Annotated in this window: 30 protein-coding genes and 1 pseudogene; 10 read left to right on the forward strand and 21 right to left on the reverse strand. The window is 46.9% G+C overall.

From position 1 onward, the window contains the following. Positions 1-43: 43 nt before the first annotated feature. The 3 genes and pseudogenes from HP568_RS11720 to HP568_RS11730 all read left to right on the forward strand — a co-directional run bounded on the left by HP568_RS11720 (position 44) and on the right by HP568_RS11730 (position 1,626). Positions 44-850, forward strand: a pseudogene (locus HP568_RS11720) (hypothetical protein). A 103-nt stretch (positions 851-953) separates the two neighbouring features. After that, entirely contained in the window at positions 954-1,280 is a 327-nt protein-coding gene (locus tag HP568_RS11725; protein ID WP_173629210.1) for a ferritin-like domain-containing protein, read from the forward strand. Between the two features lie 13 nt (positions 1,281-1,293). Then, on the forward strand, positions 1,294-1,626 hold the full coding sequence (locus tag HP568_RS11730) for a spore coat protein (protein ID WP_007718473.1): 333 nt from the start codon (positions 1,294-1,296) through the stop codon (positions 1,624-1,626). 42 nt (positions 1,627-1,668) lie between these two features. Here the strand turns inward: HP568_RS11730 and HP568_RS11735 are convergent, their stop codons facing one another. Beyond that, a complete protein-coding gene (locus tag HP568_RS11735; RefSeq protein ID WP_173629161.1) occupies positions 1,669-3,117 on the reverse strand; it encodes an aminotransferase-like domain-containing protein in 1,449 nt (482 codons plus the stop codon). 147 nt (positions 3,118-3,264) lie between these two features. Between HP568_RS11735 and HP568_RS11740 the strand changes: the two genes are divergently transcribed. The 3 genes from HP568_RS11740 to HP568_RS11750 all read left to right on the forward strand — a co-directional run bounded on the left by HP568_RS11740 (position 3,265) and on the right by HP568_RS11750 (position 5,605). Next, on the forward strand, positions 3,265-3,879 hold the full coding sequence (locus HP568_RS11740; RefSeq protein ID WP_048034635.1) for a LysE/ArgO family amino acid transporter: 615 nt from the start codon (positions 3,265-3,267) through the stop codon (positions 3,877-3,879). An 81-nt stretch (positions 3,880-3,960) separates the two neighbouring features. Further along, positions 3,961-4,578, forward strand: coding sequence for a DUF47 domain-containing protein (locus tag HP568_RS11745; protein ID WP_048034636.1), 618 nt, complete (start codon positions 3,961-3,963; stop codon positions 4,576-4,578). 19 nt (positions 4,579-4,597) lie between these two features. After that, positions 4,598-5,605: an inorganic phosphate transporter gene (locus HP568_RS11750; RefSeq protein WP_048034637.1), complete on the forward strand. Its 1,008-nt coding sequence runs from the start codon at positions 4,598-4,600 to the stop codon at positions 5,603-5,605. A 322-nt stretch (positions 5,606-5,927) separates the two neighbouring features. On the opposite strand, the gene HP568_RS11755 is transcribed toward HP568_RS11750, so the two are convergent. The 7 genes from HP568_RS11755 to HP568_RS11790 form a co-directional block, all read right to left on the reverse strand. After that, positions 5,928-6,485, reverse strand: a complete 558-nt coding sequence (locus HP568_RS11755) for a DUF4825 domain-containing protein (RefSeq protein ID WP_173629162.1) — start codon at positions 6,483-6,485, stop codon at positions 5,928-5,930. After that, positions 6,466-7,155: a permease prefix domain 1-containing protein gene (locus tag HP568_RS11760; RefSeq protein ID WP_173629163.1), complete on the reverse strand. Its 690-nt coding sequence runs from the start codon at positions 7,153-7,155 to the stop codon at positions 6,466-6,468. Before HP568_RS11760 ends, HP568_RS11755 begins: the two co-directional genes overlap by 20 nt. Further along, positions 7,155-7,502: a PadR family transcriptional regulator gene (locus HP568_RS11765; RefSeq protein ID WP_173629164.1), complete on the reverse strand. Its 348-nt coding sequence runs from the start codon at positions 7,500-7,502 to the stop codon at positions 7,155-7,157. The genes HP568_RS11760 and HP568_RS11765 overlap by 1 nt, the downstream gene beginning before the upstream one ends. 140 nt (positions 7,503-7,642) lie before the next feature. After that, a complete protein-coding gene (locus HP568_RS11770; protein WP_173629165.1) occupies positions 7,643-9,100 on the reverse strand; it encodes a hypothetical protein in 1,458 nt (485 codons plus the stop codon). Further along, on the reverse strand, positions 9,081-9,623 hold the full coding sequence (locus HP568_RS11775; protein ID WP_015893149.1) for an RNA polymerase sigma factor: 543 nt from the start codon (positions 9,621-9,623) through the stop codon (positions 9,081-9,083). The genes HP568_RS11770 and HP568_RS11775 overlap by 20 nt, the downstream gene beginning before the upstream one ends. Positions 9,624-9,650: 27 nt before the next feature. Then, positions 9,651-11,276, reverse strand: coding sequence for a YcdB/YcdC domain-containing protein (locus HP568_RS11780; RefSeq protein ID WP_254551160.1), 1,626 nt, complete (start codon positions 11,274-11,276; stop codon positions 9,651-9,653). A 246-nt stretch (positions 11,277-11,522) separates the two neighbouring features. After that, positions 11,523-13,157: a YcdB/YcdC domain-containing protein gene (locus tag HP568_RS11790; RefSeq protein WP_173629167.1), complete on the reverse strand. Its 1,635-nt coding sequence runs from the start codon at positions 13,155-13,157 to the stop codon at positions 11,523-11,525. A gap of 217 nt (positions 13,158-13,374) precedes the next feature. Between HP568_RS11790 and HP568_RS11795 the strand changes: the two genes are divergently transcribed. Continuing rightward, complete coding sequence (locus HP568_RS11795) at positions 13,375-13,764, forward strand: cupredoxin domain-containing protein (protein ID WP_048034644.1); 390 nt, start codon at positions 13,375-13,377, stop codon at positions 13,762-13,764. Here HP568_RS11795 and HP568_RS11800 read toward each other — a convergent pair. From HP568_RS11800 to HP568_RS11810, 3 genes are all read right to left on the reverse strand, one after another. Further along, positions 13,754-14,974, reverse strand: a complete 1,221-nt coding sequence (locus HP568_RS11800; RefSeq protein WP_048034645.1) for an MFS transporter — start codon at positions 14,972-14,974, stop codon at positions 13,754-13,756. The genes HP568_RS11795 and HP568_RS11800 overlap by 11 nt on opposite strands. Before the next feature lie 67 nt (positions 14,975-15,041). After that, the gene (locus HP568_RS11805) at positions 15,042-15,977 is read right to left on the reverse strand and encodes a 4-hydroxy-3-methylbut-2-enyl diphosphate reductase (protein ID WP_173629168.1); all 936 of its coding nucleotides are present in this window, start codon (positions 15,975-15,977) and stop codon (positions 15,042-15,044) included. Between the two features lie 60 nt (positions 15,978-16,037). Next, positions 16,038-16,967, reverse strand: coding sequence for a ketopantoate reductase family protein (locus HP568_RS11810; RefSeq protein ID WP_048034647.1), 930 nt, complete (start codon positions 16,965-16,967; stop codon positions 16,038-16,040). 225 nt (positions 16,968-17,192) lie between these two features. Between HP568_RS11810 and glnA the strand changes: the two genes are divergently transcribed. Beyond that, positions 17,193-18,611: a type I glutamate--ammonia ligase gene (glnA, locus tag HP568_RS11815; protein WP_173629211.1), complete on the forward strand. Its 1,419-nt coding sequence runs from the start codon at positions 17,193-17,195 to the stop codon at positions 18,609-18,611. A 120-nt stretch (positions 18,612-18,731) separates the two neighbouring features. Beyond that, on the forward strand, positions 18,732-19,445 hold the full coding sequence (locus HP568_RS11820) for a L,D-transpeptidase family protein (RefSeq protein WP_173629169.1): 714 nt from the start codon (positions 18,732-18,734) through the stop codon (positions 19,443-19,445). A 23-nt stretch (positions 19,446-19,468) separates the two neighbouring features. Here HP568_RS11820 and HP568_RS11825 read toward each other — a convergent pair whose 3' ends face one another. The 5 genes from HP568_RS11825 to HP568_RS11845 form a co-directional block, all read right to left on the reverse strand. Continuing rightward, on the reverse strand, positions 19,469-19,753 hold the full coding sequence (locus tag HP568_RS11825; protein ID WP_048034649.1) for a hypothetical protein: 285 nt from the start codon (positions 19,751-19,753) through the stop codon (positions 19,469-19,471). Positions 19,754-19,837: 84 nt separating this feature from the next. Further along, a complete protein-coding gene (gene yjcZ, locus HP568_RS30280) occupies positions 19,838-20,017 on the reverse strand; it encodes a sporulation protein YjcZ (RefSeq protein ID WP_082195998.1) in 180 nt (59 codons plus the stop codon). Positions 20,018-20,209: 192 nt separating this feature from the next. After that, entirely contained in the window at positions 20,210-20,380 is a 171-nt protein-coding gene (locus HP568_RS29740) for a hypothetical protein (RefSeq protein WP_254551162.1), read from the reverse strand. A 23-nt stretch (positions 20,381-20,403) separates the two neighbouring features. Then, positions 20,404-20,958, reverse strand: a complete 555-nt coding sequence (locus tag HP568_RS11840) for a hypothetical protein (protein ID WP_048034650.1) — start codon at positions 20,956-20,958, stop codon at positions 20,404-20,406. Positions 20,959-21,173: 215 nt separating this feature from the next. Further along, positions 21,174-21,668 (reverse strand): hypothetical protein, encoded by a 495-nt coding sequence (locus HP568_RS11845; RefSeq protein ID WP_048034651.1) that lies wholly within the window; start codon positions 21,666-21,668, stop codon positions 21,174-21,176. A 198-nt stretch (positions 21,669-21,866) separates the two neighbouring features. Here HP568_RS11845 and HP568_RS11850 point away from each other — a divergent pair, with 198 nt between their 5' ends. Then, the gene (locus HP568_RS11850) at positions 21,867-22,328 is read left to right on the forward strand and encodes a DIP1984 family protein (RefSeq protein ID WP_048034652.1); all 462 of its coding nucleotides are present in this window, start codon (positions 21,867-21,869) and stop codon (positions 22,326-22,328) included. A 282-nt stretch (positions 22,329-22,610) separates the two neighbouring features. Here HP568_RS11850 and HP568_RS11855 read toward each other — a convergent pair whose 3' ends face one another. Genes HP568_RS11855 through HP568_RS11875 form a run of 5 tightly spaced genes read right to left on the reverse strand, consistent with a single transcriptional unit; the run spans position 22,611 to position 25,518 of the window. Beyond that, positions 22,611-22,778, reverse strand: coding sequence for a hypothetical protein (locus HP568_RS11855; protein ID WP_173629170.1), 168 nt, complete (start codon positions 22,776-22,778; stop codon positions 22,611-22,613). A gap of 55 nt (positions 22,779-22,833) precedes the next feature. Then, positions 22,834-23,682, reverse strand: a complete 849-nt coding sequence (locus tag HP568_RS11860) for an energy-coupling factor ABC transporter ATP-binding protein (RefSeq protein ID WP_048034653.1) — start codon at positions 23,680-23,682, stop codon at positions 22,834-22,836. Beyond that, complete coding sequence (gene cbiQ, locus HP568_RS11865) at positions 23,679-24,476, reverse strand: cobalt ECF transporter T component CbiQ (RefSeq protein WP_173629171.1); 798 nt, start codon at positions 24,474-24,476, stop codon at positions 23,679-23,681. Before cbiQ ends, HP568_RS11860 begins: the two co-directional genes overlap by 4 nt. Continuing rightward, positions 24,473-24,757, reverse strand: coding sequence for an energy-coupling factor ABC transporter substrate-binding protein (locus tag HP568_RS11870; protein WP_007718520.1), 285 nt, complete (start codon positions 24,755-24,757; stop codon positions 24,473-24,475). Before HP568_RS11870 ends, cbiQ begins: the two co-directional genes overlap by 4 nt. Further along, on the reverse strand, positions 24,754-25,518 hold the full coding sequence (locus HP568_RS11875; protein ID WP_048034655.1) for an energy-coupling factor ABC transporter permease: 765 nt from the start codon (positions 25,516-25,518) through the stop codon (positions 24,754-24,756). Before HP568_RS11875 ends, HP568_RS11870 begins: the two co-directional genes overlap by 4 nt. Positions 25,519-25,606 lie beyond the last annotated feature (88 nt).

Genomic DNA, 25,606 nt, shown 5'->3' on the forward strand with positions numbered 1-25,606 from the left:
AAAAAAGATCAAGCATAGTCGAGAAAAATGACGAGGAGGTCCCATGGAAATTTACGCCTTGTACGGCACCAGTGGAACAGGAAAAAGCACCAGTGCATTAGAACTTGCTCACCGAATGAACATCGACGCCATCATTGATGATGGCATCCTGATTTACCAGGGACGCAAGGTGGCCGGAACCTCTGCCAAATATGAGAAGACAAAAATTCAGGCGGTAAAACGAGCTATTTTTCATTATAAGGAGCACGCGGAAGAAGTACGGCGCAGTCTTGGCGAGATTCAACCAAACCGACTACTCGTGTTAGGAACTTCGCAGCGGATGATTGGTCGTATCGTCGAAGCGCTGCATTTGCCTTTTCAGGTGGACTTCATCCCGATTGAATCCATCAAGCCGCCGCAGGAAATCGAGGCTGCCCGCTACGTGCGGGAAACAATGGGCAAGCACACGATACCGATTCCGCGTGTGTAGGTATAAAAATATTTCCTCCAGCGCCTCAGCTCCTCTGCCCAAAAAATTTTCAGCTAAAAAAAAGAAGTCATCGGGGAAACAACCGTGGTTCATCCTCCGTTTTCCGGTGGACGCATCATGATTCATCCTCAGGTGTTGCGAAAAATCGTGGAAGCGACTTGCGACCAGTTTGACGAGGTCCATCATGTGGTCAAAATCGTCTCCAGCTTTGAGGATTTGCCTCGTTTCCAGATTTCAATTGCTCTTCAACTGCCTTACATGACAAATATTCCAGCACTTATCCATGCACTTCAAACTACGTTGTACAAAGAAGCTCAATATTGTCTCAATATCGCTCCCGCCAGCATCGACATCGTCGTTTCTTCGCTGGAGCTAACCTGATCCGGTCCTTTGCGACCGGATTTTTTTTGGTTGTAATCCTCAGGGGTTACATCCTGGCTTGTTGCTCATCCTATACATGATTCCATCTGAAAGGAGCAACCCGATGCCATCCATCCTGTCTTCCAAGCCCTTTACACAAGCTCCGATTCCCGAACCGCCCAAGGTCATTACGACAAAGGATTTGAGCTATCTCAAGGATGCTTTGTCATGGGAACTGATCGCTTTCAAAAAGCTGCATGCTTTCGCACAGCAAGCAACTGATCCCCAGGTCAAGCAATGTCTGGAACAGCAAGGACAAATGCACCAGCGTCACTACCAAAAACTGCTGAGTCACCTGCAAAACAACAACACCGCAGTGATGGCGACCATTCCGCAGACACAGTCCCAGCAACAACAGCAGCAATCCCAACCACAACATCAAATGCAATAAGGGAGGAATCGGGATGCCAAACCAAAACCAGATCGCCAATCCGCAATCCGGTCAGTTGCCACAAGTAAAAGGTCCGCAAATGAACGATCGTGACTACCTCAACGACTGTCTGGCTACGTGCAAGTATTTAACGGATAACTTTAACATTGCCGTTCGTGAAGCCAGCCACCAGCAGCTTTATGATGATATGGTACAAATTTTGAATGAAACCCATCAGTCAGCACGCGATGCTTTCAATCTCATGTTCCAAAAGGGATGGTACAAGCTGGAAGCTGCCGAACAGCAACAACTACAGCAAGCTTATCAGCAGTTTAGCGGGTACTCCACGCAGTTCCCTTATCATTGATATAGCAGAAGACACCTGAGCCAAGCAGGTGTCTTCTTTCCATTACCCTCTGCCACGCAGGAGCTGCGATAAGACAAATAACGCCTTTTCCATGTCGACTTCCTCTGCGTACACGTAGGACAAGCGAAGATGATGACTATCCGTCTGATCATATACAAAGCCGGGATTTAACAGTACACCTTTTGCCAATGCTTCCGTAAAAAGCTTGCGCATGGAAACAGCCTGATGCAGACGCAGCCAAATATAAAAACCGCCATGTGGCGTACGCCAATCTGCCAGATCGTCAAACCAGCGACTTAGCCATTCACACATCCTGTCCCTTCGCTGTCGCAGTGCCGCTCTTAGCTGATCCAAATGCCGGGAATATCTCTCGCTTGTGAGCCATTCTGTCGCCACCCATTGGGAAATGGCACTCGCTCCGTAGTCCGTCTGCATTTTCACATCTGCGAGGCGTTCAATGACAGGCTCAGGCCCTACAATCCAGCCAATCCGCAGTCCCGGACTAAGTGTTTTGGACAAGCTGCCCAAATACAAGACCAGCCCGCTCTGATCCCTCGCCTTCAACGGTAATGGCCCCGGTTCGTCTAACCACAATTCTCCATAAACATCGTCTTCTAACACAGGCAGTCTCTCCCGCTCGCATGCAGCCAGCACTTGCTCCCTTCGATTCTCTGATAGGCTAATCCCCGTCGGATTGTGGTAAGCCGAAATCGTATAGAGTAGGGCAGCGTTATGCGCCTGTTTTTGCCTCGTTAGCACTTGGGGAGAGATTCCTTCTTCATCCATCGGTACACCAACCAGACGCATTCCCGATGATTGAAACAAAGGCAGCGAGAATAAATACGAAGGTTGTTCGAGCAAGATGGCAGATCCACGGTGAAGGATGCCAATCGATATCAACTGCAAGGCTTGAAGGGCCCCCGAAACGACCAAAATAGACGATGGAGAAGCTTCGATCCCCCTGCCCCGCAAATGGTTGCTGATCGCCTGGCGCAAAGGCAACAGCCCTTTTGGCTCCGAATATCCGAGATGTGTCATTTTGCCTTGCAAGCTAGCCATGACCTCTTCCATCTCCGCAACAGGAATCAAGCCGGGTGACAGCTCACCTGTCCCCAAACGAATGTACCTCGGGTCTGGCTCATAATGATTGATATCCTGAATCGTCGGCGAGTTGGGTAGATGCGCCCCTGCCTGAACGTATCCCAGCCAATTCGGGGGAGGGGCGGTCGTCAGCAAGGACCACGTGTTGTTGCTAACGACGGAGCCACTGCCTACCGTTGCTTCAATGAAGCCATCCGCTTTTAGCTCTTCCAACGCCGTCACTACCGTGCTGCGGTTTACATCAAAGGCTTGCGCTAACGCTCTTTGTGTAGGCAATTTACTATTGATCGGCCACTCTCCGCCTGCGATTTTCCCCTTGATATAAGCCACGATCTGCGCGTAGATCGGTATGTCAGATGATTTGTCAGGCTTCCAGTCTATCGTCAGCACAGGCACATTCCTCCTCGTCTTATCATTGTACAAATTGGTTGGTTTGGATGTAAACCAATTGGCTGGAGACAACAGGTACTCAACCGTGAATAATGACAGTAATGCAAATAGCCTTTGCATCCAGAGAGAAACGGGGAGGAAATGATCATGCTGGAAGCGATTTTGCACGGTTTTGTGCTTGCTTTTGGACTTATTTTACCGCTCGGCGCACAAAATGTTTTCGTTTTTAATCAAGGGGCTCTACAACCTACATTACTTCGCGCCATGCCCGTCGTACTGACTGCGGCACTCTGCGATACCCTGCTCATTTTATTGGCGGTATTCGGAGTCTCTTTGGTCGTATTGACAGTCACATGGCTGAAAACCGTTCTGTATGTCGTCGGCTTCTTCTTTTTAGTGTATATGGGATATTTAACGTGGCGTAGCCGTCCCAATACGGAGGATGGAGAGAAAGAACGCTTTTCGGCCAAAAAACAAATCATGTTTGCTGCCTCTGTCTCTTTGTTGAACCCGCATGCGATTCTCGATACGATCGGCGTGATCGGCACCAGCTCACTCAGCTATACCGGAACAGAGAAATGGGGTTTTACGATAGCCAGCATCCTCGTATCCTGCCTCTGGTTTTTCGGCCTTTCCGTAGCTGGTCGTACGGCAGGACGATTAGATCGGTCTGGAAAATTGCAGCGTGGCCTGAATATGGTTTCAGCGGTAATTATGTGGGGAGTGGCCGTCTATATGGCAGCCCAATTACTCACGACGTAAAGAGTTAGTGAAAAAGTGCATAATCCCTACCTCCTCCACTCAAAATACTCCTATTCGGGTTTTGGAAGTGGAGGTTTGTTTATGCTTTTTACCAAATCGGACGCACTCTTGGATGACTTGTATGAGATTGCGAAAAATGTGCATCAAACAGCGATCTATTTTAATGAATACAAGATTACTTCATTGGAGACTGTCAAAACCTTTTCTACAGAAATGAAAGAGTACGAAACAAAAGGCGACAAGCTCATCCATGAAATCATCGTGCAAATCAACAAGACATTTATTACCGCCATCGAGCGAGAGGACGTCCTGGACCTTGCTGTCAAGCTGGATGATGTGCTGGACGGATTGGAGTTTTGCGCTTCGAGGCTCTATATGTACGACATTATGGAACCAGATGAAACGATGGTGAGATTCGGGCAACTCATCGAAGAAGCTACCAAACAAATTCTTCTGGCCATCGAACTGCTCCAAAAGCAAAAGCTATCCGATATGAAGGAGTACATCATCCGTATTAACGATTTGGAAAGTGAAGGGGATGAATTAGTCAGGGGGAGCATCCGGCAATTGTTCAAAACCTCGAGCGATCCGATTCACATCATGCAGCTCAAAGAGGTGTACGAAGTGCTCGAAGATGTCATGGATCATTGCGAGGATGTCGCCGATGCGATGGAATCTGTGATCATGGGCAACTCTTAAACCAAGGAGACCTACTTTCATGTATACGAGCCTTCCTCTTGTTATTGCAGTAATTATCCTGGCTGTTTCCTTTGACTTTATCAACGGATTTCATGATACAGCCAATGCTATCGCAACCACCGTATCCACCAAAGCTCTCCCGCCAAAGATTGCCATTGGCCTGGCGGCTATCATGAATTTTATCGGTGCCCTAACATTTACCGGGGTCGCCAAAACAATTGGTGGAGATATCGCCGATCCCGCCAAGCTGGAATTCGGAGTGCTTGTGGTCATGGCTGCTCTCTTGTCTGCGATCCTTTGGAATTTGATTACGTGGTGGTACGGTATCCCGAGCAGTTCGTCTCACGCCCTCATCGGCTCACTCGTAGGTGCAGTCCTCGCTTCCGCCGGGAGCACGCAAATCAACTGGGCTGGTTTTTTGAAAATCTTCCAGGCGCTTATTGTGTCACCGGTTATCGCCCTGGTTGCCGCTTACCTCATGATGAATCTGGTTTATTTCATTTTCAGTCGGATCATGATTCCCCCTACCAAGGTCAATCGGGGATTCCGCCTCTTTCAGATTTTCACGGCGGCCCTGCAATCCTTTACACATGGAACGAATGACGCACAAAAAGCGATGGGCATTATCGTGTTCGCTCTTGTAGCCGCTGACCTGCATGCAGATACGAGTACGATTCCTTTCTGGGTGCAGTTTATTTGTGCGCTCGCGATGGGCTTGGGAACCTCTGTCGGAGGCTGGAAAATCATCAAGACGGTCGGGGGCAAAATCACCAAGATTGAACCAATTAATGGAGCCACGGCCGACCTCACCTCGTCCTCGATCATTTTTACCTTTACGCAGTTAGGATTGCCTGTAAGCTCTACCCATGTCATCTCTTCCGGGATTATGGGGGTAGGTGCTGCCAAACGGCTGAAGAGCGTCAATTGGGGCGTCGCCAAACGAATCGTGATCACCTGGTTTATTACGCTGCCGATTTCTGCCTTGCTCGCTGCTGCTACGTATTTGTTGCTACATGTATTTATCTAAAAGCAAAAGGGACGAGTAACAGGCTCGCCCCTTTTTTCTATGATCTTAATTGAAAGCCTAAGTAAGACTCTCCATTCTGTAAAGATAATCGCATATCGTCCAAATACTTGCGAGGGATTACCAATGGTATTCGCTGTCTCCAAAATCGAGAAGGGTCAACTCGACCTCTTTTCGTAAAAAATTGTGGTGATCAGATCTCCATGGATCAAACCAAAATGATTTTTGGTGATGGGAAGGCTTTTGAACGCGTGAGTTTGGCTTCCGATGACTGACAACCGAGTTGGGTAAATACCTGGCTTTTCACACTCTCTGTTATCATCGCTTACTTTTTAATTAGCTTTTTCATACCCTCTTCAACAAATTGGTCATCCCGCAACTTGTCCTGCACTCCTGTCCGCCACTTTTCTTTTGTCAACAGCGCTCCCAAATCCTCACCGAAGAGACCTTGAATAACTACACGTGTGGCAACAATCGTAGTATCCGAAAAACGATATTCGATTGTTTGCAAATTGTCTACCAGCGCAAAGGCTGCCACGGAGTTATATAGCATCGCTTGTTTAAATAATTTCGCCTCGACGTCGGTCGTCTTATCCTCGTAATGGATCTCAATCGTAAACTTCTCCGGACGTAGCTGAAAGGTTCGCTTGAGCTGATCCAACGGCAGATGATTGAACATGACCAGATTCGAAGTAGCGCCCATATACTTGTTTTTGTATGGCAAAATGGATTCCAAATCGTGAGTCAGCGGGCTTTGCTGAGCCAATTGATATTGCTCGGATTGCGCTTCGTTCTCCGGAAGAATCACGATCTGAATGACCATGAACAGGACAACCCCGACGAGAACCAAAGCAAGTATGATTTTATTTCGCAATGACGTCACCTTCCTCTGCATCGTATTTCAAAATAAACCGCGGAATGGCGTGGAGCCATAATGGTATGAGGATTGAGAGAAAAGGCAGCGTATATGATACCGCAACGTTTGCGAATTGATACGGTCCAGAAAGATTCACTGGCCTTGAAAACCATAGATTGCTGCCAAAGTGAAGCGCAGTCGTAAAAACGAGTGTCCCGACAATATAAAGCGCCCACAGCATCCAGCCTGTTTTTCGCAGCATAAAAGCAGACCGCACATTCATGCTGGTCAAATGATGTGAGGAACCCGGTCGGTTGATCCCTAACAAGATCAAATAGACGATTCCGATAAGGATGCTAATAGCAAACAGACTATAATTCAAAAAGATACCCATACCCCATATTCGCAAAGGCATTGTCACAATCCAGGCCATAAGTCCGTACAGCAATCCGAGCTGCAACAATTCTTGGAGGAGTGGACGTATGTAGACTTTTCGGTGTTCTCCGACAATCGAGTCAATCGAAGGGAGATTGGCCTTTGCTTTTTTCACGGCTTCATCCAGTGATAGCCCATCTCCAACCAGGTCGGCCACCTTTGCCTCCAAATTGCTCAAAACTTCCCATTTGAGCTCCTCGATTTGTTTACTTCCTCTATATTTTTGAAACAATTGATCGACATAGTGCTTCAAACTCTCCATCACACTTCCTCCCGCCTTTCGATGAGCTGGTCAATCAATTCTTTGGCGACTCTCCAGGATGCTAGCGCTTTTTCGTACGCCTCTCTCCCTGCTTCTGTCACCTGATAATATTTGCGTCTGCCCCCCTTGCTCTCATCTCCCCAGTACGAAGCGATCAGCTTTTGTGACTCTAATCTTTTCAGACTGGTATACAAGGAAGGCTCTTTCAGTTCGTAACGTCCGCCGCTATTTTTGAAAATGGCTTTAATGATTTCATATCCATAGTTATCGCTGTCACACAGGACACGGAGAATAATCGTATCGATATGACCGCGAATGATGTCACTGCTAATACTGCTGTCACTCATCTCGTTCACCTCGCAGCTATAACATAACACACATTACTATGTATAACAAAGTAATATGTATCAAATTGCTTCTACACACAAAAAAACAAGACCACTCAAAAAGTTGAGATGGTCTTGAACAAATAGGCAGCCCGGTCGTTTTATTGTTTCACCTGGTACACCAGATAGGGTGCTGGCGTCCGTTTTCCGTTTAATTCCGGCCAAACATAAAGCAGTTCCAGTGAGGGACTATTCTCCTTGTTAGGTTCTGTAGATGACTCGCCTATCTCTGAAAAATTCCCTTCCATGCCTACTACCTGTCTGCTGGTGCTATCCACCCAAACCTTATACTTGTGACTCTCCGCTCTTGCTCCTTGTGTAATGGCAATGAAGTCTAGCCTGATTGCTGAGTCTTCCACCGCCGCGCCCTCCATTGCAAGCTGTGTGATTTGTCTTGGCAAATAGTACGCCAGTTTTTTGGCACCGATTTGGGCTGCTTCTGCTTGGGACAGCTCAGGGGAAGTATGTGACTCCGTATTTGTTTTCATCCGATACGCCAGCAATTGACCAGATTTCTTGGCAAACCTCACAGTGAGATAAGTAGCATCTGTCATTTTCCACGTATATTCCATGTACGATTCGTGTTCTTCTGTTGATAATGGACGGTTAACCTCTTCGATACGTACACCGAACTCTTTTTGGATCAGAGAGGCTATCTCCTCATCTGAGTTGGCCATGAGCAGCTTACCTTGTGCCTGAATCGGGATGAGGCTATAGCTACCAGTTGCTCCCACGCTCTGAAAGCGACGATCGAGGACTTCCCCGTTCAATGCGTTGATATAGCCTGCAAAAGTCGCTACTTCTTCTTGCTTCAAACTGGCTGTCAGCCTTTGCACTGCGTCCTCTTTGGAAATTGCTTTTTCCGGATTGGGAAATAGCGAGAGATCCACTTCTGCATCGAGATTCTCCTCAATGACCATACCCGCTGGTGATCCATCTGACTCCAAGGGAACCTTCACGACACTGTCGGCGAACGGTATACCGTTAATGACGCGTTGAAAAACAGCCGTATCTTTTTCCAGATGGTTAGAAGCGAGTTGATATTGCTTACTCTTATCGCCTAATTTCTGCTTCATATATTGCTCGACAGACAGCGTTGGCGTATTGCTTGCCGTCGTTGCCGTTTTTGGAAGTGCTTGGCTTTTTGGGAGCGATTGTGATTGCGTAATGACACTCTGTTCTTTCTGTTTGGGCTGTTCTTTCACCTGGCTTATTTTCCGCTGCTCGGCAACAGGAGGAATATTCCTTTGCTCCGGTATGTCCTTCTCTTTTGCCAGTGAAGGCGCATTCTCTGCACGCTGCTCCGTACGTACACTGCTGATCCCATCTGGTGCTTCTTTTCCGTCAGGCACAGCTACCAAGAGAGCCAGTACGATAGTTGCTGCTAAACCTCCTGTCATCGACAAGATACGTCCCACTTTTTTCCTTTGCTTCATCTGCCTTGCCTGTTTAAGCAGCGTCTGATCCAAATAGGTGACAAATTCCTGACGAGGGGGTGGTTCTTGCCTTCTTAACCCTCGCAGTTGGACCGTCAGCTTCTCATCCTCTAGCCCACTCATTTAGGAAGCCCCCTTCCTCCGTATCATCCATCATTTCTTTGACCAGCTTTAATGCCCGATGGGTGTTTACTTTCACCTTGGATTCCGATACACCCAGGATTTCTGCCGTCTCCTTGACGCTGTACTCCTCGATGCAGCGCAAAATTAGAACCAGACGATAATGGGGCGCTAGCTTTTGGATCGCTTGCTTCAGCTCACGAACGTTTTCCCTCTTGGTCAGGACGTTTTCCGGACTCCCTTCCTTGGTCGCCAGCTTCATCAGCCAGTTTTCTGAGAAAAAGGACTTGACCTTCTGCTTGCGATGCTGGTCGATCGCCGCATGCTTGGCAATGGAGAAGAGCCATGTTTTCAGAGTGACTCTGCCATCAAATCCGGCGAGCCCTTTTAACACTCTCGTAAAAACCTCCTGCGTCAAATCCTCGGCATCATTCTGGTTGCCCGTAAAATGGAGCAGAAAGTAGTAAACGTCCTGATAGTGAGCATGATAGATCGCGCTGATCCGCTGCTCGATATCCTCCTGCACGGGTTAGCCTCCTGTCTTAGTTCGGACTTAATGAAATTCACCTGTAGTAGTAAATTTGCCGGTTAGGGCATCAATTTCTCGATGGTCTTGAGATATGGCTGTTCTGTACACCAAAATGGGTTGATAACTTGGGTTATCCGACAAAATATCGGTATCCGGTGTGAGATATTGCAGCTCCAGTGGACGCACTTTCAAGTATTCCTTTAGCGCCTGCTCATGTGATACAGCCTTTTTGGGGTCAGGCAGAATGAGTGGTTCCCAAGATACATCCTCCATACGCAGACTTATCACCTCTCCCGTGATACGGTCTATTCTGATATAAATCTCATCATCCAGAACGGGAATCCCTTCGTGCACATTTACAAACCTAAAGCCCTGCTCAGCGCCTCTCTGTCGAAACTCTGCTGTCCCAATCGGCATCACTTCTTTTAAATGCTTTGGTCCGTACTTTTCCAGCGCAGCAATAGCTAGTTTCATCGATTCTTCTGGCGTTATCCATTTCTTTCCATTTGGATCTTCTTCAGGGTATTCTCTTTCTTTCTTTTTCTTGTCAACCTTACCGTAGCTCATAAATCGTCCTGTTTCTTTCTCCGTTATAATGATAGCCTCAAAGTCTTTATTGATTTCATGTGTATATTCCTTACCTTTCGTATCTTCAGAAAGGCCTTCTTTTATTTTTTCAGCTTTGCTCTCGATCCCAAAAGCAGCGAACAAAGCTGCTGCTTCCTCTGTCGTCTTTACGGTTACTTCCTTACCGATAGGATTCACTCTGACAATGGGGTTATATACACTCCCCGAACCTTCATAAGCACTCCCCGAACCTTCATCATCAGGAACTTCCATGCCTGTTCTGGCATCGATAAATTCCGAGAATTCCGATTTGTAGCGTAAGGTAGGAGAGCCATACAAGTATTCCTTCGTTTTCTCGTTCCATCCCTCTACTGGCTGTTTCAAATAAAAGAGCTTCAGGTGTTTGGCGAAGGCTTTTTCAGCCTGATCCTTGGATATGGCTTCCTTAGGATCAGCAAACTTCAAATCTTCGAGGGCTGGTGCATCATCGCCCCCGAGATCATATAAGCCTGACCCTTTTGATATGACTTCCCCCTTGCTGTTTACGGTTAGATTAACATTCACATTCAAATATGGAAGACCGTTTACCTGTTTCGTAAACAAAGCTTCATTTTGATCCGAATAATTAGGGTTATATTTGAAGCCACCCATATCTGCTCCGTACCATTGCTTCATAAAATCTGTTGTTTTGCTGACTACCTTGTCATGCTCAATCTTCGGCCTTCCTTCTTCGGGAAATTCCTCGTCGTAGCTAAACCAATCGGGATTCCCTTGTTTATCCAAACCGAATTCAAAAGACGGCGTCTTCTTCTCCTTGGACGTTTGCAAGATGATGGTTATACGATTCGTTCCATCATTTTTTTCTTTAATCTCAAGCGTACTGTAAGAAAAATCGGCTAAATATGGAAGCCTTTCCTTTACCTTTTGGATTGCAAGCTCTACCTTCCCTTTCCATTCAGGTGTAAGCTCCTTTGCCTTGCTCGCCTCGGCCAGCACTTGACCATTATTCGTCAGATGGATTGGCGTAGTAGAAAGTAGAGTTGCAGTTGTTACCAAAAAAATCACTTTATTCAGCTTTTTCATCATTTACATCCTCCCGTATTTTTTCAACATTAATTAATCGTAAGAAATAGCAAAAGGTTACAAAAAATACAAAATAAAAAAGGCTGTTGAATCAATCATCAACAGTCTTTTTTATTTTGCATGACAGGGCTTCAGCTCACGAACGTTTTCCCTCTTGGTCAGGACGTTTTCCGGACTCCCTTCCTTGGTCGCCAGCTTCATCAGCCAGTTTTCTGAGAAAAAGGACTTGACCTTCTGCTTGCGATCTTAGTACGGACTGTAATGAAATTCAGCTGTAGTAGTAAATTTACCGGTTAGGGCATCAATTTCTCGGTGGTCTAGAGATATAGCTGTTCTGTACACCAGAATGGGTTGATAGTTTCGGTTATCCGACTCAATATCGACATCTGATGTGAAATATTGCAGCTCCAGTGGACGCACTTTCAAGTATTCCTTTAGCGCCTGCTCATGTGATACAGCCTTTTTGGGGTCAGGCAGAATGAGTGGTTCCCAAGATACATCCTCCATATGCAGACCTATCACCTCTCCCGTGATACGGTCTATTCTGATAAAAATCTCATCATCCAGAACGGGAATCCCTTCGTGCACATTTACAAACCTGAAGCCCTGCACAGCGCCTCTCTGTTGAAACTCTGCTTTCCCAATCGGCATCACTTCTTTTAAATGCTTTGGTCCGTACTTTTCCAGCGCAGCAATAGCTAGTTTCATCGATTCTTCTGGCGTTAGCCATTTCTTTCCGTTTGGATCTTCTTTAGGGAATTTTATTTCTTTCTTTCTCTTGTCAACCACACGGTAGCTCATGAATCGTCCTGTTTCTTCCTCCGTTTCAATTTCAGCATCAAAGTCTTTATTGATTTCATGTGTATATTTCTTACCTTTTGTATCTTCAGAAATGCCTTCTTTTATTTTTTCAGCTTTGCTCTCGATCCCAAAAGCAGCGAACATAACTGCTGCTTCCTCTGTCGTCTTTACGGTTACTTCCTTACCGACAGGATTCACTCTGACAATGGGATTATATGCACTCCCCGAACCGTTCGCCGAACCGACATAAGGAGGAACTTCCTCGCCTGTTTTGGCATCGATAAATTCCGAGAATTCCGATTTGTATCGTAAGGTAGGAGAGCCATACAAGTATTTCTTCGTTTTCTCGTCCCTTCTCTCTACTGGCTGTTTCAAATAAAAGAGCTTCAGGTGTTTGGCGAAGGCTTTTTCAGCCTGATCCTTGGATATGGCTTCCTTTGGATCAGCAAACTTCATATTTTCCAAGGCGGGTGCATCGTCTCCAAGATTATATTTATGTAAACCTGATCCTTTCGAAATAATTTCTCCTTTGCTGTTTACGGTTAGACGAACATTGATATTCAGATACGGAAGTCCGTTTACCAATTTTGTAAAATGGGCCTCGTTGTCCCTTGAATAGTTAGGGTTATAGGCAAAGCCGCCCATATCTGGACCATACCATTGTTTCATAAAATCTGTTGCTTTGCTGACTACCTTGTCATGCTCAATCTTCGGCCTTCCTTCTTCGGGAAATTCCTCGTCGTAGCTAAACCAATCGGGATTCCCTTGTTTATCCAAACCGAATTCAAAAGACGGCTTCTTCTTCTCCTTGGACGTTTGCAAGATGATGGTTATATCATTCGTTCCATCATCTTTTTCTAAAATCTTAAGCGTACTGTAAGAGAAATCGGCTAAATATGGCAGCCTTTCCTTTACCTTTTGGATTGCAAGCTCTACCTTCACTTTCCATTCAGGTGCAAGCTCCTTTGCCTTGCTCTCCTCCGCCAGCACTTGACCATTATTCGTCAGATGGATTGGCGTAGTAGCAAGTAGAGTTGCAGTTGTTACCGAAAAAATCACTTTATTCAGCTTTTTCACCATTTACATCCTCCCGTATTTTTTTCCATGTTAATTAATCGTAAGAGATAGCAAAAGGTTACAAAAAATACAAAATACAAAAGGCTGTTGAATACAGGGGGAGATACGTTTTTCCACCCCTTCTTCAATCGAATAGGGAAAAAGTGTTTATCCCCCTCACTCCGGGGACAGGATAATAGTAACTTCCCATGCTATGGTCCTCAAAGGAGTTGAAAGCACAATGTCTCGTCACTGGTATCGGCAGCTTCGTTATCCAATCATCGCTCTGGCTGTGACATTAACGCTACTTTGGACACATCATCACCATCGTCTGCCCGCTTCGTACGCTGTTGCGACGCGGACACATACCGTTACGATTTCTAGCGCTGGCTTTTTGCCCAATCAATTGACTGCACACGAAGGAGAGCGCGTCTCGTTGATGATCGTCAACACCGATACGCGCCCTCACAATCTATCCATTCGTGATCTAAACCTTACATCCACAGAGTTGAAGCCGACCCAATCGACATTTTTACAGTTTTCAGCAGCCAAACGCGGTCGGTATCATTTCGTATCAGACGCACCTGGCTATCCGGAAACAGGCTTCCAAGGCATGCTCGTCATTGACTAGTCTGTACTTCTTCGTCTGGTGAGATTTGCTTCCACCGTCCGAATTTTATCATGAGCAGAGGAATGATCCCGATTGTGGTGATGATTCCAAAAAACAAATAAATGGCTAGCACCGAAAACGAATCTTTGATCCACCCTGCTACCAAATTGCAAAACATTGCACCAAGCCCGCCTCCCACTGAAAAGAAGATGGCCAACGCCGTCACCTGAAGGGATGCGGGCGTATTTTCGCGCACAAATTGAGCTGCTGTTGCCAAATAAAAGCCTACTGAGACCCCCTGCACAAAGAACATTGCAATTACCGCAGTGGTACTCGGAGCAGAGCTATACCAGAACCAGCGCATCGCGCAAAAAATCGCCGACAACAACAACGTCAGCTCCAGTCCCCACCTGCGGACAATATAACCCGCTAGCTTCATAAAAGGAGCCTCGCTGCCTGCAAACAACAAGAAGGCAAGGCCAATTCCGGCAACGGTCCCTCCGATATTCTGATAAAACAGGGAAAACCAAATATTATTGGCGTTTACAGAGCCCATCATGCAGAACGATGAAATCAAAAACAGCGCAAATCGCGGAATCCGCGCCAAATCCCTGATCCCTGCAAGCATACTGACACGAAACCGCGAAGCCTCTGTCACCTCTTCCGGAACCTTCTGAAGAAACAGAATGGCAATCAGAAACGCCAAGCAAAACGAGTAAAAAAGTACATGTGGCCCCCACTGCTCAACGAGAAGACCTGTGATGAATGCAGCTAGTGCAAAGCCGATCGCTCCCCACAAGCGAATATCGCCGAACTGCATGCCATGCCCCTTGGCATAACCAAGAGCCAAGCTATCGGAGATGGGAACGACGGCACTTTGAAAAAATGAAAGCAGTATGTAGAGCAAAAATACGTAAACAAAGGTGGAGACACCCGTAAAGAGAAGTCCGACTAAGCCGGTGATGATCAATGTCAGAATCAGCACAGTTTTGCGAATTTGATAACGATCACAAATCATACCCCACATCGGCTGCGCCACAATGGAAACAATCGGCGCGACTGCACTGATGAGACCGATTTGAGTCCCCGTTAAATGAATGGATTCGTAATATTGCGTAATGAGCGGGGCAAAAGCACCAAACCCGTAGTAAATAAAAAGATAAAGGGCGCAAAGACTTACGTATCTGCCTTTTGCGCCCCCCAGCCCTAAACCGGAAAGTGATTCTGGCATATTACTCTCCTATTTTGAGGTTCATTAACCGTGTAAGAAAACATAACGCAGGGCATGCCTTCCTTATTTATTTTACCGTTGGCAATATTTTCGCCATGTTGACGGTGCGTTTTTTCTCCCATGTAGCCGGGTTGAACTCATCGAACTGCTCCAGGAAAGAGATGACTTCCTTCGTCAATGGTGTCGGCGTCGAAGCACCAGAAGTAACCGCCACATTTTTCTTTCCTCGCAGCCATTCAATGTCCAGCTCAGACAAATCAGCGATTCGATACGATGGTACATTCGCGATTTCTTCTGAGACCTGTGCCAAACGATTGGAGTTGTTGCTACGCGGATCGCCTACGACGAGGCACAAATCTGCCTCTCCAACTTGCTCCGCTACAGCTTCCTGACGAACCTGTGTAGCGAGACAAATTTCATTATGCACTTCCACGCCTGGAAAACGCTGAAGAATGGCGTCCATCAGATGTTTGACATCCCATTGGCTCATGGTCGTCTGGTTCGTTACGATCAGCTTGTCTGTCGGCAGATCGAGCGCTTCCAGCTCCTCCAGCTTTTGAACCAGATGCACGTGATCCGGCGCAATCCCCATCGCACCCTCTGGCTCTGGATGTCCTTTTTTGCCGATGTAGAGCACATGGTAGCCTTCTGCGACTTTTTCACGGATCAAATCATGTGTCTTCGTTACATCCGGGCAAGTCGCGTCGACGACGGTCAAGCCTTTATCGCGCGCTTTTTTGCGCACCTCAGGAGACACCCCATGGGCAGTGAAGATTACCGTTCCTTCGTGGACCTGATCCAAAAGAGCCAGTCGATCCTCTCCATCCAATGTTTTTATCCCTTGTTTTTCAAACGCCTCGACGACGTGAGCATTGTGTACGATCATGCCCAAGATATGAATTGGGCGGGGCAAGTCAAAGTTTTGCGCTGTTCGCAGTGCCAGCACCATGGCATCCACTACACCGTAACAATATCCACGGGGGGAAATCTTGATGACTTCCATCTTTACCCCTCCTACTTTTTATAATGCGTGAGCGAAAGACATTTCACCCCGTATTATACCTTATTTGTCTCCTGCACGCTTCTGTTCGTAAACCTTCAGATTATTGTAGACAACTTTTAAAAGGGGAGTAGACAAGCCTTTTTGTTCCGCTCTCTCCAAAAGATAGCCTTGAAGATGATCCGCTTCCACTGGAAGGCCTTTTTCCATATCACGCAGCATCGAAGATTTCGTTTGTGGACGCTGATTCTGGAAAGTCTCCATCTGCTTGTCGACGATATCTGGCTTGATCGGTGCCTCCAAAGCGTTCATGACAGATGCGATTTCGTCTGCGAGCTGACGTGTCAGCTCTACACCCCAAGCCGATTCCCGAATAGGTCCAACCGCGGAATTCATCAGTGTGGTAATACCGGAAAACGTCGCAATAAACAAGTATTTGTGCCAGGCTTCCCGTTGAATATTTGCGCTTGCACGCATTGTTCCCTTTATCTTGGAAAAGGCTTGCTCGATTCGCTCTACTCGCTCACTTTTTCCGCCATCCCACTCACCGAAAACCGTATCATGGATCGGACTTGTCTGCACGACATCTCCGTCAGCATTCAGCGTCGTCTCAATGAAACAAAGACCTCCGAGCACGCGCTCCCGACCAAACCGATCCCACAGTAGTTCCATATGTGCAATTCCGTTCAACAGCGGAATGACGACCGTGTCCTCGCCTACGTACGGAACGATGGCATCGACGCTATCTTCCAGTGTGTAAGCTTTGTTGGACAAAAGCACAACATCAAAAGGTCCTGCTTCCTCCCCTGCTTGAATCAGTTGTGGCTGTTCCAAAAGCAAATCCCCATGAATGCTCTGTATGCGCAAGCCTCGCTCCTGCAACTGTTTGTATCTACGTGCGCGCACAAGAAACGTTACATCTACCCCAGATTCAACCAGCCTGCCACCAAAATAACCGCCAATGCCCCCCGCTCCCAGTACGAGAACCTTCATCTATACCGCCTCCGCGTTTATAAGTCATGGTTTGTCTTCATTTTATTAAAAAGTAACCATTTTCTAAACCCCACAATATAATGTTAGAAATCCTCACATTCAACGTAAGAAAACCTCTTGACGAACAATGAGAATTGTCGATATAATTCGGAATATAGAAATCAAGGAAAAACCGAACATTGATAATGAATTCATAACTTTAATTCGTGAATGGAGTGAATCATGTTGGATATGAAAACAGTCTTGTCCACAATTGACGCAGAAAAAGTGGAATATGTCGATTTTCGCATCGTTGACCTGCTCGGGCGCCAACACCATGTCACAGTTCCTGCCTACGCGGTAGATGAAGGAACATTCCGGAATGGCGTTGCATTTGACGGCTCCAGTCTAACTGGCTACAAGTCCATTGAAGAAAGCGACATGGTAGCTATGCCCGATCCAGCAACCGCCTTCATCGATCCATTCGTAGAAGCCAAAACCATGAATATCATCTGCAACATCGTCAATCCAGACAACACCGTCTACACACGCGATCCTCGCGGCATTGCCCTCAAGGCCGAAGCCTATTTGCAACAATCCGGCCTCGCTACCGCTGCTTACTTTGGTCCAGAATCCGAGTTCTTCCTCTTTGACAGCGTGCGCTATGCCTCCGGTCCGTCTGGCTCCTTCTTCCACATCGATTCAGAAGAAGCTTTCTGGAACACAGGAAAAGAAGGACAAAACCTCGGCTACAAAGTACGCAACAAGGGCGGATACTTCCCTGTTCAACCAACCGACTCCCAAATGGATATCCGCAATGAAATGTGCACGTTGATGACGAAGTGCGGCATGCATGTAGAGCGTCATCACCATGAGGTGGCGACAGCCGGTCAAGGTGAGATTAATTTCCGCTTCGATACACTGACTCGTACAGCAGACAATTTATTGCTGTTCAAATACATTGTGCGTAATGTAGCTGCCAAACACGGCAAAACTGCTACCTTCATGCCAAAACCAATCGTTGGAGACAACGGATCTGGCATGCACGTTCACCAAAGCTTGTTTAACGGCGATACCCCGTTGTTCTATGAGCAAGGTGGTTACGCAAATCTAAGTCAGACTGCCCTGCACTACATTGGCGGTATTTTGCAACACGCCCCTGCACTGATCGCCTTGACGAACCCAAGCACCAACTCGTTCAAGCGTCTGGTTCCCGGCTACGAAGCACCCGTGAATTTGGTCTTCTCCAAAGGAAATCGCTCTGCTGCCGTTCGGATTCCGATTGCTGCCGTTACCCCAAAAGCGTCCCGCATTGAGTTCCGCACGCCGGACTCTACTGCTAACCCGTACTTGGCTTTTGCTGCCATGCTGATGGCTGGCCTCGATGGCATCAAGCGCAAGCTCGACCCGCGTGAACTTGGCTTCGGCCCAATGGATAAAAACATCTACGACTTGTCCGATGCTGAAAAACATGAAATCAAGAGCGCTCCCGCCTCTCTCGCAGAAGCACTTGTCGCACTTGAACAAGACCATGACTTCTTGCTCGAAGGGGATGTCTTCACAAAAGAAGTAATTGAAGGCTGGATTGCACAAAAACGCGGTGAGATCGAGCAAGTTGAGCGGACTGTGAATCCGAAAGAATACGAGTTGTATTACGACCTATAAGCAAAGAAACAGCCCTTCTCTGATGAGGAGGGCTTTCACATGCTCCCGAATAAAATGCTGTTTCCATTCACAAATTAAAGTTGTACTGCGAAAAAACAGATGATCGGATGAACATTTACAATGGTGAATCGAACGATATCTCGCTTGCTCATTTGTTTTGCGGCAATCCTTCTCCTAACCGTAAGCTTTCCAGTAGAAATCAAAATCGGTCAAAAAATCGTTTACGCTGAGCATTCGTTACCAATCATAAGCGACCAAGGGATTATTACGATTGAGGTTTATCCCAGAAAACACAAGTTAATCGTCAAAAAGCATGGAAAAACAATAAAAACGTATCCGGTCGCAGTTGGTAATCCTTCTACACCTACACCAGTTGGAGAATACAAAATCATATCCAAAGGAAAAGATTGGGGACCCTCATTCGGTCCACGATGGTTAGGTTTAAACGTCCCTTGGGGAATTTATGGCATCCACGGCACAAACAAGCCACACTCCATCGGACAGCATTTGAGCCATGGTTGTATCCGCATGCGAAACAACGATGTCATCGAACTGTTCAAGATGATTCCACTCGGAACAAAAGTAACGATTTATGGTCATGTATTGGGGGACCCGAGCCACGATCCTAGAGATTTAGCCGAAGGCGATGTTGGTGGAGATGTACAGCTCATCCAATCTCGATTGAAGAGCGCTGGTTATTATCATGGGGTATGCGATGGCAAGTTTCGATCCTCGACTACTGCAGCTCTAAAGAAATTTCAATATGATCGAAAATTAATACCAAACGGTGTCGTGTCCAAGAAGGTATACGAAGAGCTGGGATTGCTGGAATAGCTCCCGACAAGATTCGTGATCGACTACATGAACCTTCTAAACATGCTTCCTATCCCATTTGTTCCTTGGAACGTTCTGAACACCTCGTTTGCTATGCGAACACCATTTAAAAGTGTATCCATATCAAGGTTTAAATTGGAAACCCTTGGCGCTCGAGGCTCTTTTCTCGTCCTACGGCTTGTTTTTGCCCACTCTTGATAATACTGACCAAGGGATTCAGGATTTTTTTGCAGCTTTCTGACCGAGACCTTATTCGACTTGAGCCAGTCAGAAAACTCAGGGGTAAAACCATGAATTTTTCTAGCCACTTTTCACCCTCCCCTCCATTCATAAATGAATAATGCAAAGGGATTGTATGTCCCTTTGCATTACTCTTTTGCTAAACCCGTTTCCTAATCACAATCACATCCGACAATGACAAGCAAAACAAACAGAACCAGGATCAGAGCAAAGTCATCAAAGCCATTAAAGAAACCCATTCTGCCTCCTCCTTTCCTTAGACACAGTACTGTATGCGTTTCGCGGAAGTTTTGCCTGTACCATGACCTACTAAGCAAAAAGGACGCAAGCATTTGCCTGCGCCCTTTTTCATCCTATTGCAGTCCGATTTGCGATTTTACTTGCAGAATTCCGGCCTCGGAAAGAAAGTTTTGCATTTGCTCCAATCGTCCCTTCTCCCTCATACATGTAGACGATCGTGTGTCCTTCCTCTCCAGCTTTATCAACCTCAGCGAGCAGTTCGCCTTCCCCGCCCACTATTTTTTTTACTTCCTCAAAGCCATCCCATTTTCAATCTGTTCAAATTCACTCTTCGTGATCGTCGCTTTCTCTGTTGCCGCAGGAGTAGTCGCTTCAGGTGCTGATGTAGCTGGGGTAGACAAAGATGAATGATAACCTAAGACTTTTCGGGCAGAAGAATGCAAAAAGAGCCTCATACAAGGCTCTCTTTTCGTTGCAATTACTCTTTTACATAGAGCTGATACATCTCGGTTTCTTCATCCGTTGCTTTTGCGATTCGAAAAGCTTCTTCCACGCTTTTCTTGTTTTGAATTACCTCGTAGAAAAAGCGCAGTGCGAACATCAGCGCAGAATTTCCATCCGGGTAATCATCTGGCCCGATATACGTGTGGCATCCACTGTCCAGAAAGGCCTTCGCTAATTCGGGATCACCAAGCGAGCAACCGTTACCTAACACGATTTTTCCATCCAGCTTGGCAAAACGTCTAACCTCGTCAGGACCAAAATCACCCTTTGGTTCTCCTTCCTCGTAAACGTCCTCGCCCAGCTCTGGCATGATGAGGCTTCCCTCATCGCCATGGAAATTCAGAACAATCATGTCGGTATTTGGGTAAAGGTCGGTGCCATTCAAGACATCAATTAAATCGCTTGGTCGACCAATCCAGTACGTAAAGACTCGGGCTCCAAAATACTCAAGTGTATTCCGGATTGCTTGGCTATCCAGGTCCGTATCCGGACCAACTACTAGGGCAACATTCATTTCTGGTTTACTCATCGTGATATTCCTCCATTTTGTTGTAAGTGGATTTTATTTGTGGGTAACAAAACCATTTACATGGAGGGGGTCGGGCCAACTGGTGAATGGCAAGACGTTACTTCTTGGTCATCATGAATAGGTAAACTCCTCTTCAATTGGAAATTTTTAAAATTTAAAGCAGTATATCACTCAAAATACGGAATGTAAAGCTTTTCCACTTCGTTTTGCAGTAATTACGCAAACCCTTTTTTGATTTTGGACTTCATGTCACGATACAGCTCTCCGTATGTAATCGCATGCTCGATATGCGAATAGGAAAGCACGGAATCGCCATCCTTGCTCTCGCAGCACGCAAAGAACAAACTTTCCATCAAATTGTGATTTTCGATGGAATTGGTAATATGGACGCAATCCTCAATCGAATCATGAGCGTCATGCTTGTACAAAAGAAATGTCCCTTCTTTGAACGCCCCTTTTTTGTTGGCATCTTTCCAAATGAGCATGCCCAAGGTAATAAAGTACCCTTCCTGGAAGCGGATGACCCCTGTAATGACAGAATTAATCGTGGTCGGAATGATCGCAATCGAGTCATTGAGCTGATTGACGTATTCATACAACGCTTTATTGGATTCTCGAAGATCAGCGATTGGTACATGAAGAAGCTGCTTGTCTCTTAATTTTTCTACGAGTTGCTGAACGCATAGCGTCTTATTCAAAGTTGAAATCACAACCTCATCACTTCTCCCATTGTAAGTAAGTGCCTTCTTTACGTTATTCGTGATGAATGGACATATCCCTACAAAATTCGCACAAATCTTCTTACCTTTTCAGCAAAAATCAAATTTTACCATATTTTATTTTTTTCACCACAACCAATCAAACAAACAAACGTATAAACAATCAGATTGGTATAGGGGGTTACGGTTGTGAAACTCGCGGAAGCGTTAATCATTCGTGCCGATTATCAAAAACGGATTGAACAGTTGGGGCACCGTTTGCATAACAGCGCAAAGGTTCAGGAAGGCGAGCTTCCTCCTGAAAATCCTAACGATCTCTTATCTGAGCTGTATCAGTTGTTTGACCAGCTCGAACGTATTGTTCAGCAAATCAATCGAACCAATGCGTCTTGCCGCTTTAACGAGACAATGACGCTCTCCGATGCGTTAACCAAACGTGATGTTCTCGGTTCAAAACGCAATGAGCTGGCCGACCTGATCAAAGCAGCTACAGTCAAGCATGATCGCTACAGCCGTTCGGAGGTCAAGATTTGCTCGACTGTTAATATTGCCCAGTTGCAAAAGCAAGTCGACGAGCTGTCCAAGCAGTACCGGGAACTGGATGCAAGCATTCAACAATTCAACTGGTTAACGGAGCTGCAAGAAACCTGACGTAAGAGACATGGAAGTCGGTAGTCTGTCTGCAAAAGGCGAACACGTCCCCATTCAACAGGGTTAATGTTGAAAACTCATTGGTCGGGTCGAGGGGCAACCCTGAGGGTTCAAATCCCTCTCTTACATAAAACGCCCAGTAATGTGACATGAGTAATGCGTACAAGGTATTGTAACTACCGTGTGTTGATTTTGTCTGACAGACGAGGGTGGGTACGGGGATCATCCCATGAAAAAGCCCTTCACGCCTTTATGTGGCGAGAAGGGCTTTTTGGCGCAATTTTACGCCTTTCCTTTTAAATAATCATCTTTTAGCTTTTTTTCCTGCTCGACGGTAGTCATATCTTTCTCCAAAACTTGATACAACAGTTCATCCTTCACGCGGCGGGAAATTCCTTTTTCCTGATGATTCGGGACAGATGAACTCCCGACAGAATCTTCTTGTTCCATACTGCGTACCTCCATGGCTTTTTCTGGTTAGCTTACCCGAAAGCGGCCACTCCATTCACCACACTCGCTGAACACTGAGCATTTTTCGCAGCTCGTCGACCGAACGTGGAATATTTCCGCCAAGTTCCCGCTTCCACTGCTCAGGGAGTGCCTCCCACACATCAACGAGCAACGGCATACCCAGATGAAGACTCTCCAGCATAGTTCTATTTTCCAATGCCTCCTGCGGATCTCCCGCAAACACAAGCCTGCCTTCATCCATGATGCAAATCCACTCTGCCCATTCAAAGGCAATATCCATATCATGTGTCGCCATCAAAACAGTCGTTCCTTGCCGGTGAATGGCATCGAGCTCCCGCAGTAAATTTTTCGTCTGATAGCGATCCAGATACGCAGTAGGCTCGTCCAACAGCAATAGCTCGGGCTCCATGACCATGACCCCTGCGAGTGCGAGACGCCGTTTTTGTCCCAGGCTCAAATGATGAATCGGAGCTTCTGCCAGCTCTCTCAACCCGAATGCATCCAGCACCTTTTCTACCTTTGCCCGGATTACGTCCACAGGCAGCTTTTGATTACATAAACCGTAGGATATATCTTCCGCGACCGTGCTTGCGATCAGCTGATGCTCGGGATCTTGAAAGACCAAACCTACCTTTTGCGTCATTTCTTGCAGGGCGGCTCGCTTGTAGACCAGCGGTTTCCCCTTCCACAGCACCTGTCCCTGCTGTGGCTCGATGATCCCGTTTCCATGCAAGAACAAGGTCGACTTCCCACAGCCATTTCGTCCCAAAAGGACACATTTTTTCCCCTCTGGAATCCATAAGGACAACCCAGACAGGACGGGTCCCCGCCCTCCCGGATACGTGTACTGCAAATCGATGAACTCTAACAACCGTGATGTCATAACCGCCAACCTCCTGTCCACCACTCAAGCAGTACCAGCAGCATACAACCTGCGATTGACTCCCATTCATAGCGTCGCGAGCGAGCGTGAGTATGAAACGCGAGCACCTGCATGCTCTCCCCGAAGCCTCTAGCCGCCATCCCTTTGTGCAAGGCTTCATATTTGCGCATCGCTCTGACAAACAATTGCGCAACGAGAACTCCTGCATCTCGAAGCGTCGCGCGGAAGCCGCGATGACCTCCACGAGAACGTTGGGCAATCCAGAGCTGGTGAGAAATCGTTACCAACACAAAAATAAACCGATACATGATCATTAATAAGTCAGTCACAATGACAGGCATACGGAGCCAGCGAAGCACCTGCAAGATTTCGGCAAACGGCACGGTAAACAAAATGAAGGCAAAGCAAGATAAGCTCGCCATGGTACGCCAAAATAAGATCCAAACTTTACTGAAGGAAGACATCGGCACATAGAGAACATACGAACCCAGTTCCCATACTGCCGCGACCTGGACCTGTACTTCTCCTGCCCTCGCTCCTTCTACCAATAGGGCAGGGAGCCCCGCCATGAAAAACGAGAGCGACACGATCATAAAGGCACAGTAGATACGGACAGGAATACGGGCATACACTACTACCCATACCGTCATCCAGACAACGACCGCCATCTGCATCCATACATGTCCCACCAGGACGAGCAGTAACAATGCACTCGCCAGCAATAGCTTATGTGCTGGAGGCAGACGTTTCAGCCTGTTTTGATAAGAAAGAGAATCAAGTTGGAGCCCGTTCATTTTTTCCGCTTATCCAACCGACCTTTGTACAAACCCACTGCGTAGCCAACCACTCCCGCTCCCAACGCCGCCTGCACCGCAAACAATAGACTCTCCGTCTCTCCTCCTGGCGGTTCTATCAGCGGCTGGAACCACGGTTCGTAGTTCGGGGCAATTTCCTTGATCGCTTCCTCCGCCACGCCGTCTGCGCCGCCAAATTCCGAATCCTGCACCAGCAACAACGGGACAATCGCCAGTACGATTACCCCCAAGAGCAATAGCCAGTTCCATCCTTTTTTCACAGCGATTCCTCCCGTTTGAGCAAACGAAGCTGTGTAAGCTCTTTTGCGTTGTAAGATAACAACCAGTTCCAAACAAGAACGGTCAACAGCCCTTCACTGATTGCGAGCGGCACTTGCGTGAATGCAAAAATTCCTGCAAATTTGGCAAACGAGGCCAACACTCCACCAGATTCAGCCGGGAATGCGAGCGCCAGTTGAATGGAAGTCACCACATACGTAGCGAGGTCAGCCAAAGCAGCCGCCGCAAAAACAGCCAGACGCTGGCTTCCGCCCACTTTCATGATCATTCGATAGATTCCGTATGCCACCAGTGGTCCTACTACCGCCATGGATACAGCATTTGCTCCTAGCGTAGTCAAGCCTCCATGTGCCAAAAGCAAGGCTTGAAACAAGAGCACCATACTCCCTAACACAGACATCGCAAAAGGTCCAAACATAATGGCGCCAAGGCCTGTTCCAGTCGGGTGAGAGCTGCTGCCTGTAACCGAAGGGATTTTCAGTGCAGATAAAACAAACGCAAACGCTCCAGCAACGCCAATAAGGAGCTTCATTTCAGGATGTTCTTTTACAATCTTGTTAATCGAGCGAATCCCAAGTATAAAAAACGGCAAGAAGACAGCCCACCAAAATAAGGCCCAGGATAATGGCAAATACCCTTCCATGATGTGCATCGCATGTCCTGTCTCTGGTTCATTGAGCAAAAAATACAGGACAAACCCCGCGATCATCAGACCAGTAGATACCAGACGAGATCGATTCATGTTCCTTCCCCCTTCACTGACTTTCGTTCTATTCCTACAAACAAAAAAATCCCATCCATCACTGGACGAGATTGTGCACACAAAACAA

Source organism: Brevibacillus sp. MS2.2 (genome assembly GCF_013284345.1).
In the GTDB taxonomy this organism is placed as follows: domain Bacteria; phylum Bacillota; class Bacilli; order Brevibacillales; family Brevibacillaceae; genus Brevibacillus; species Brevibacillus brevis_C.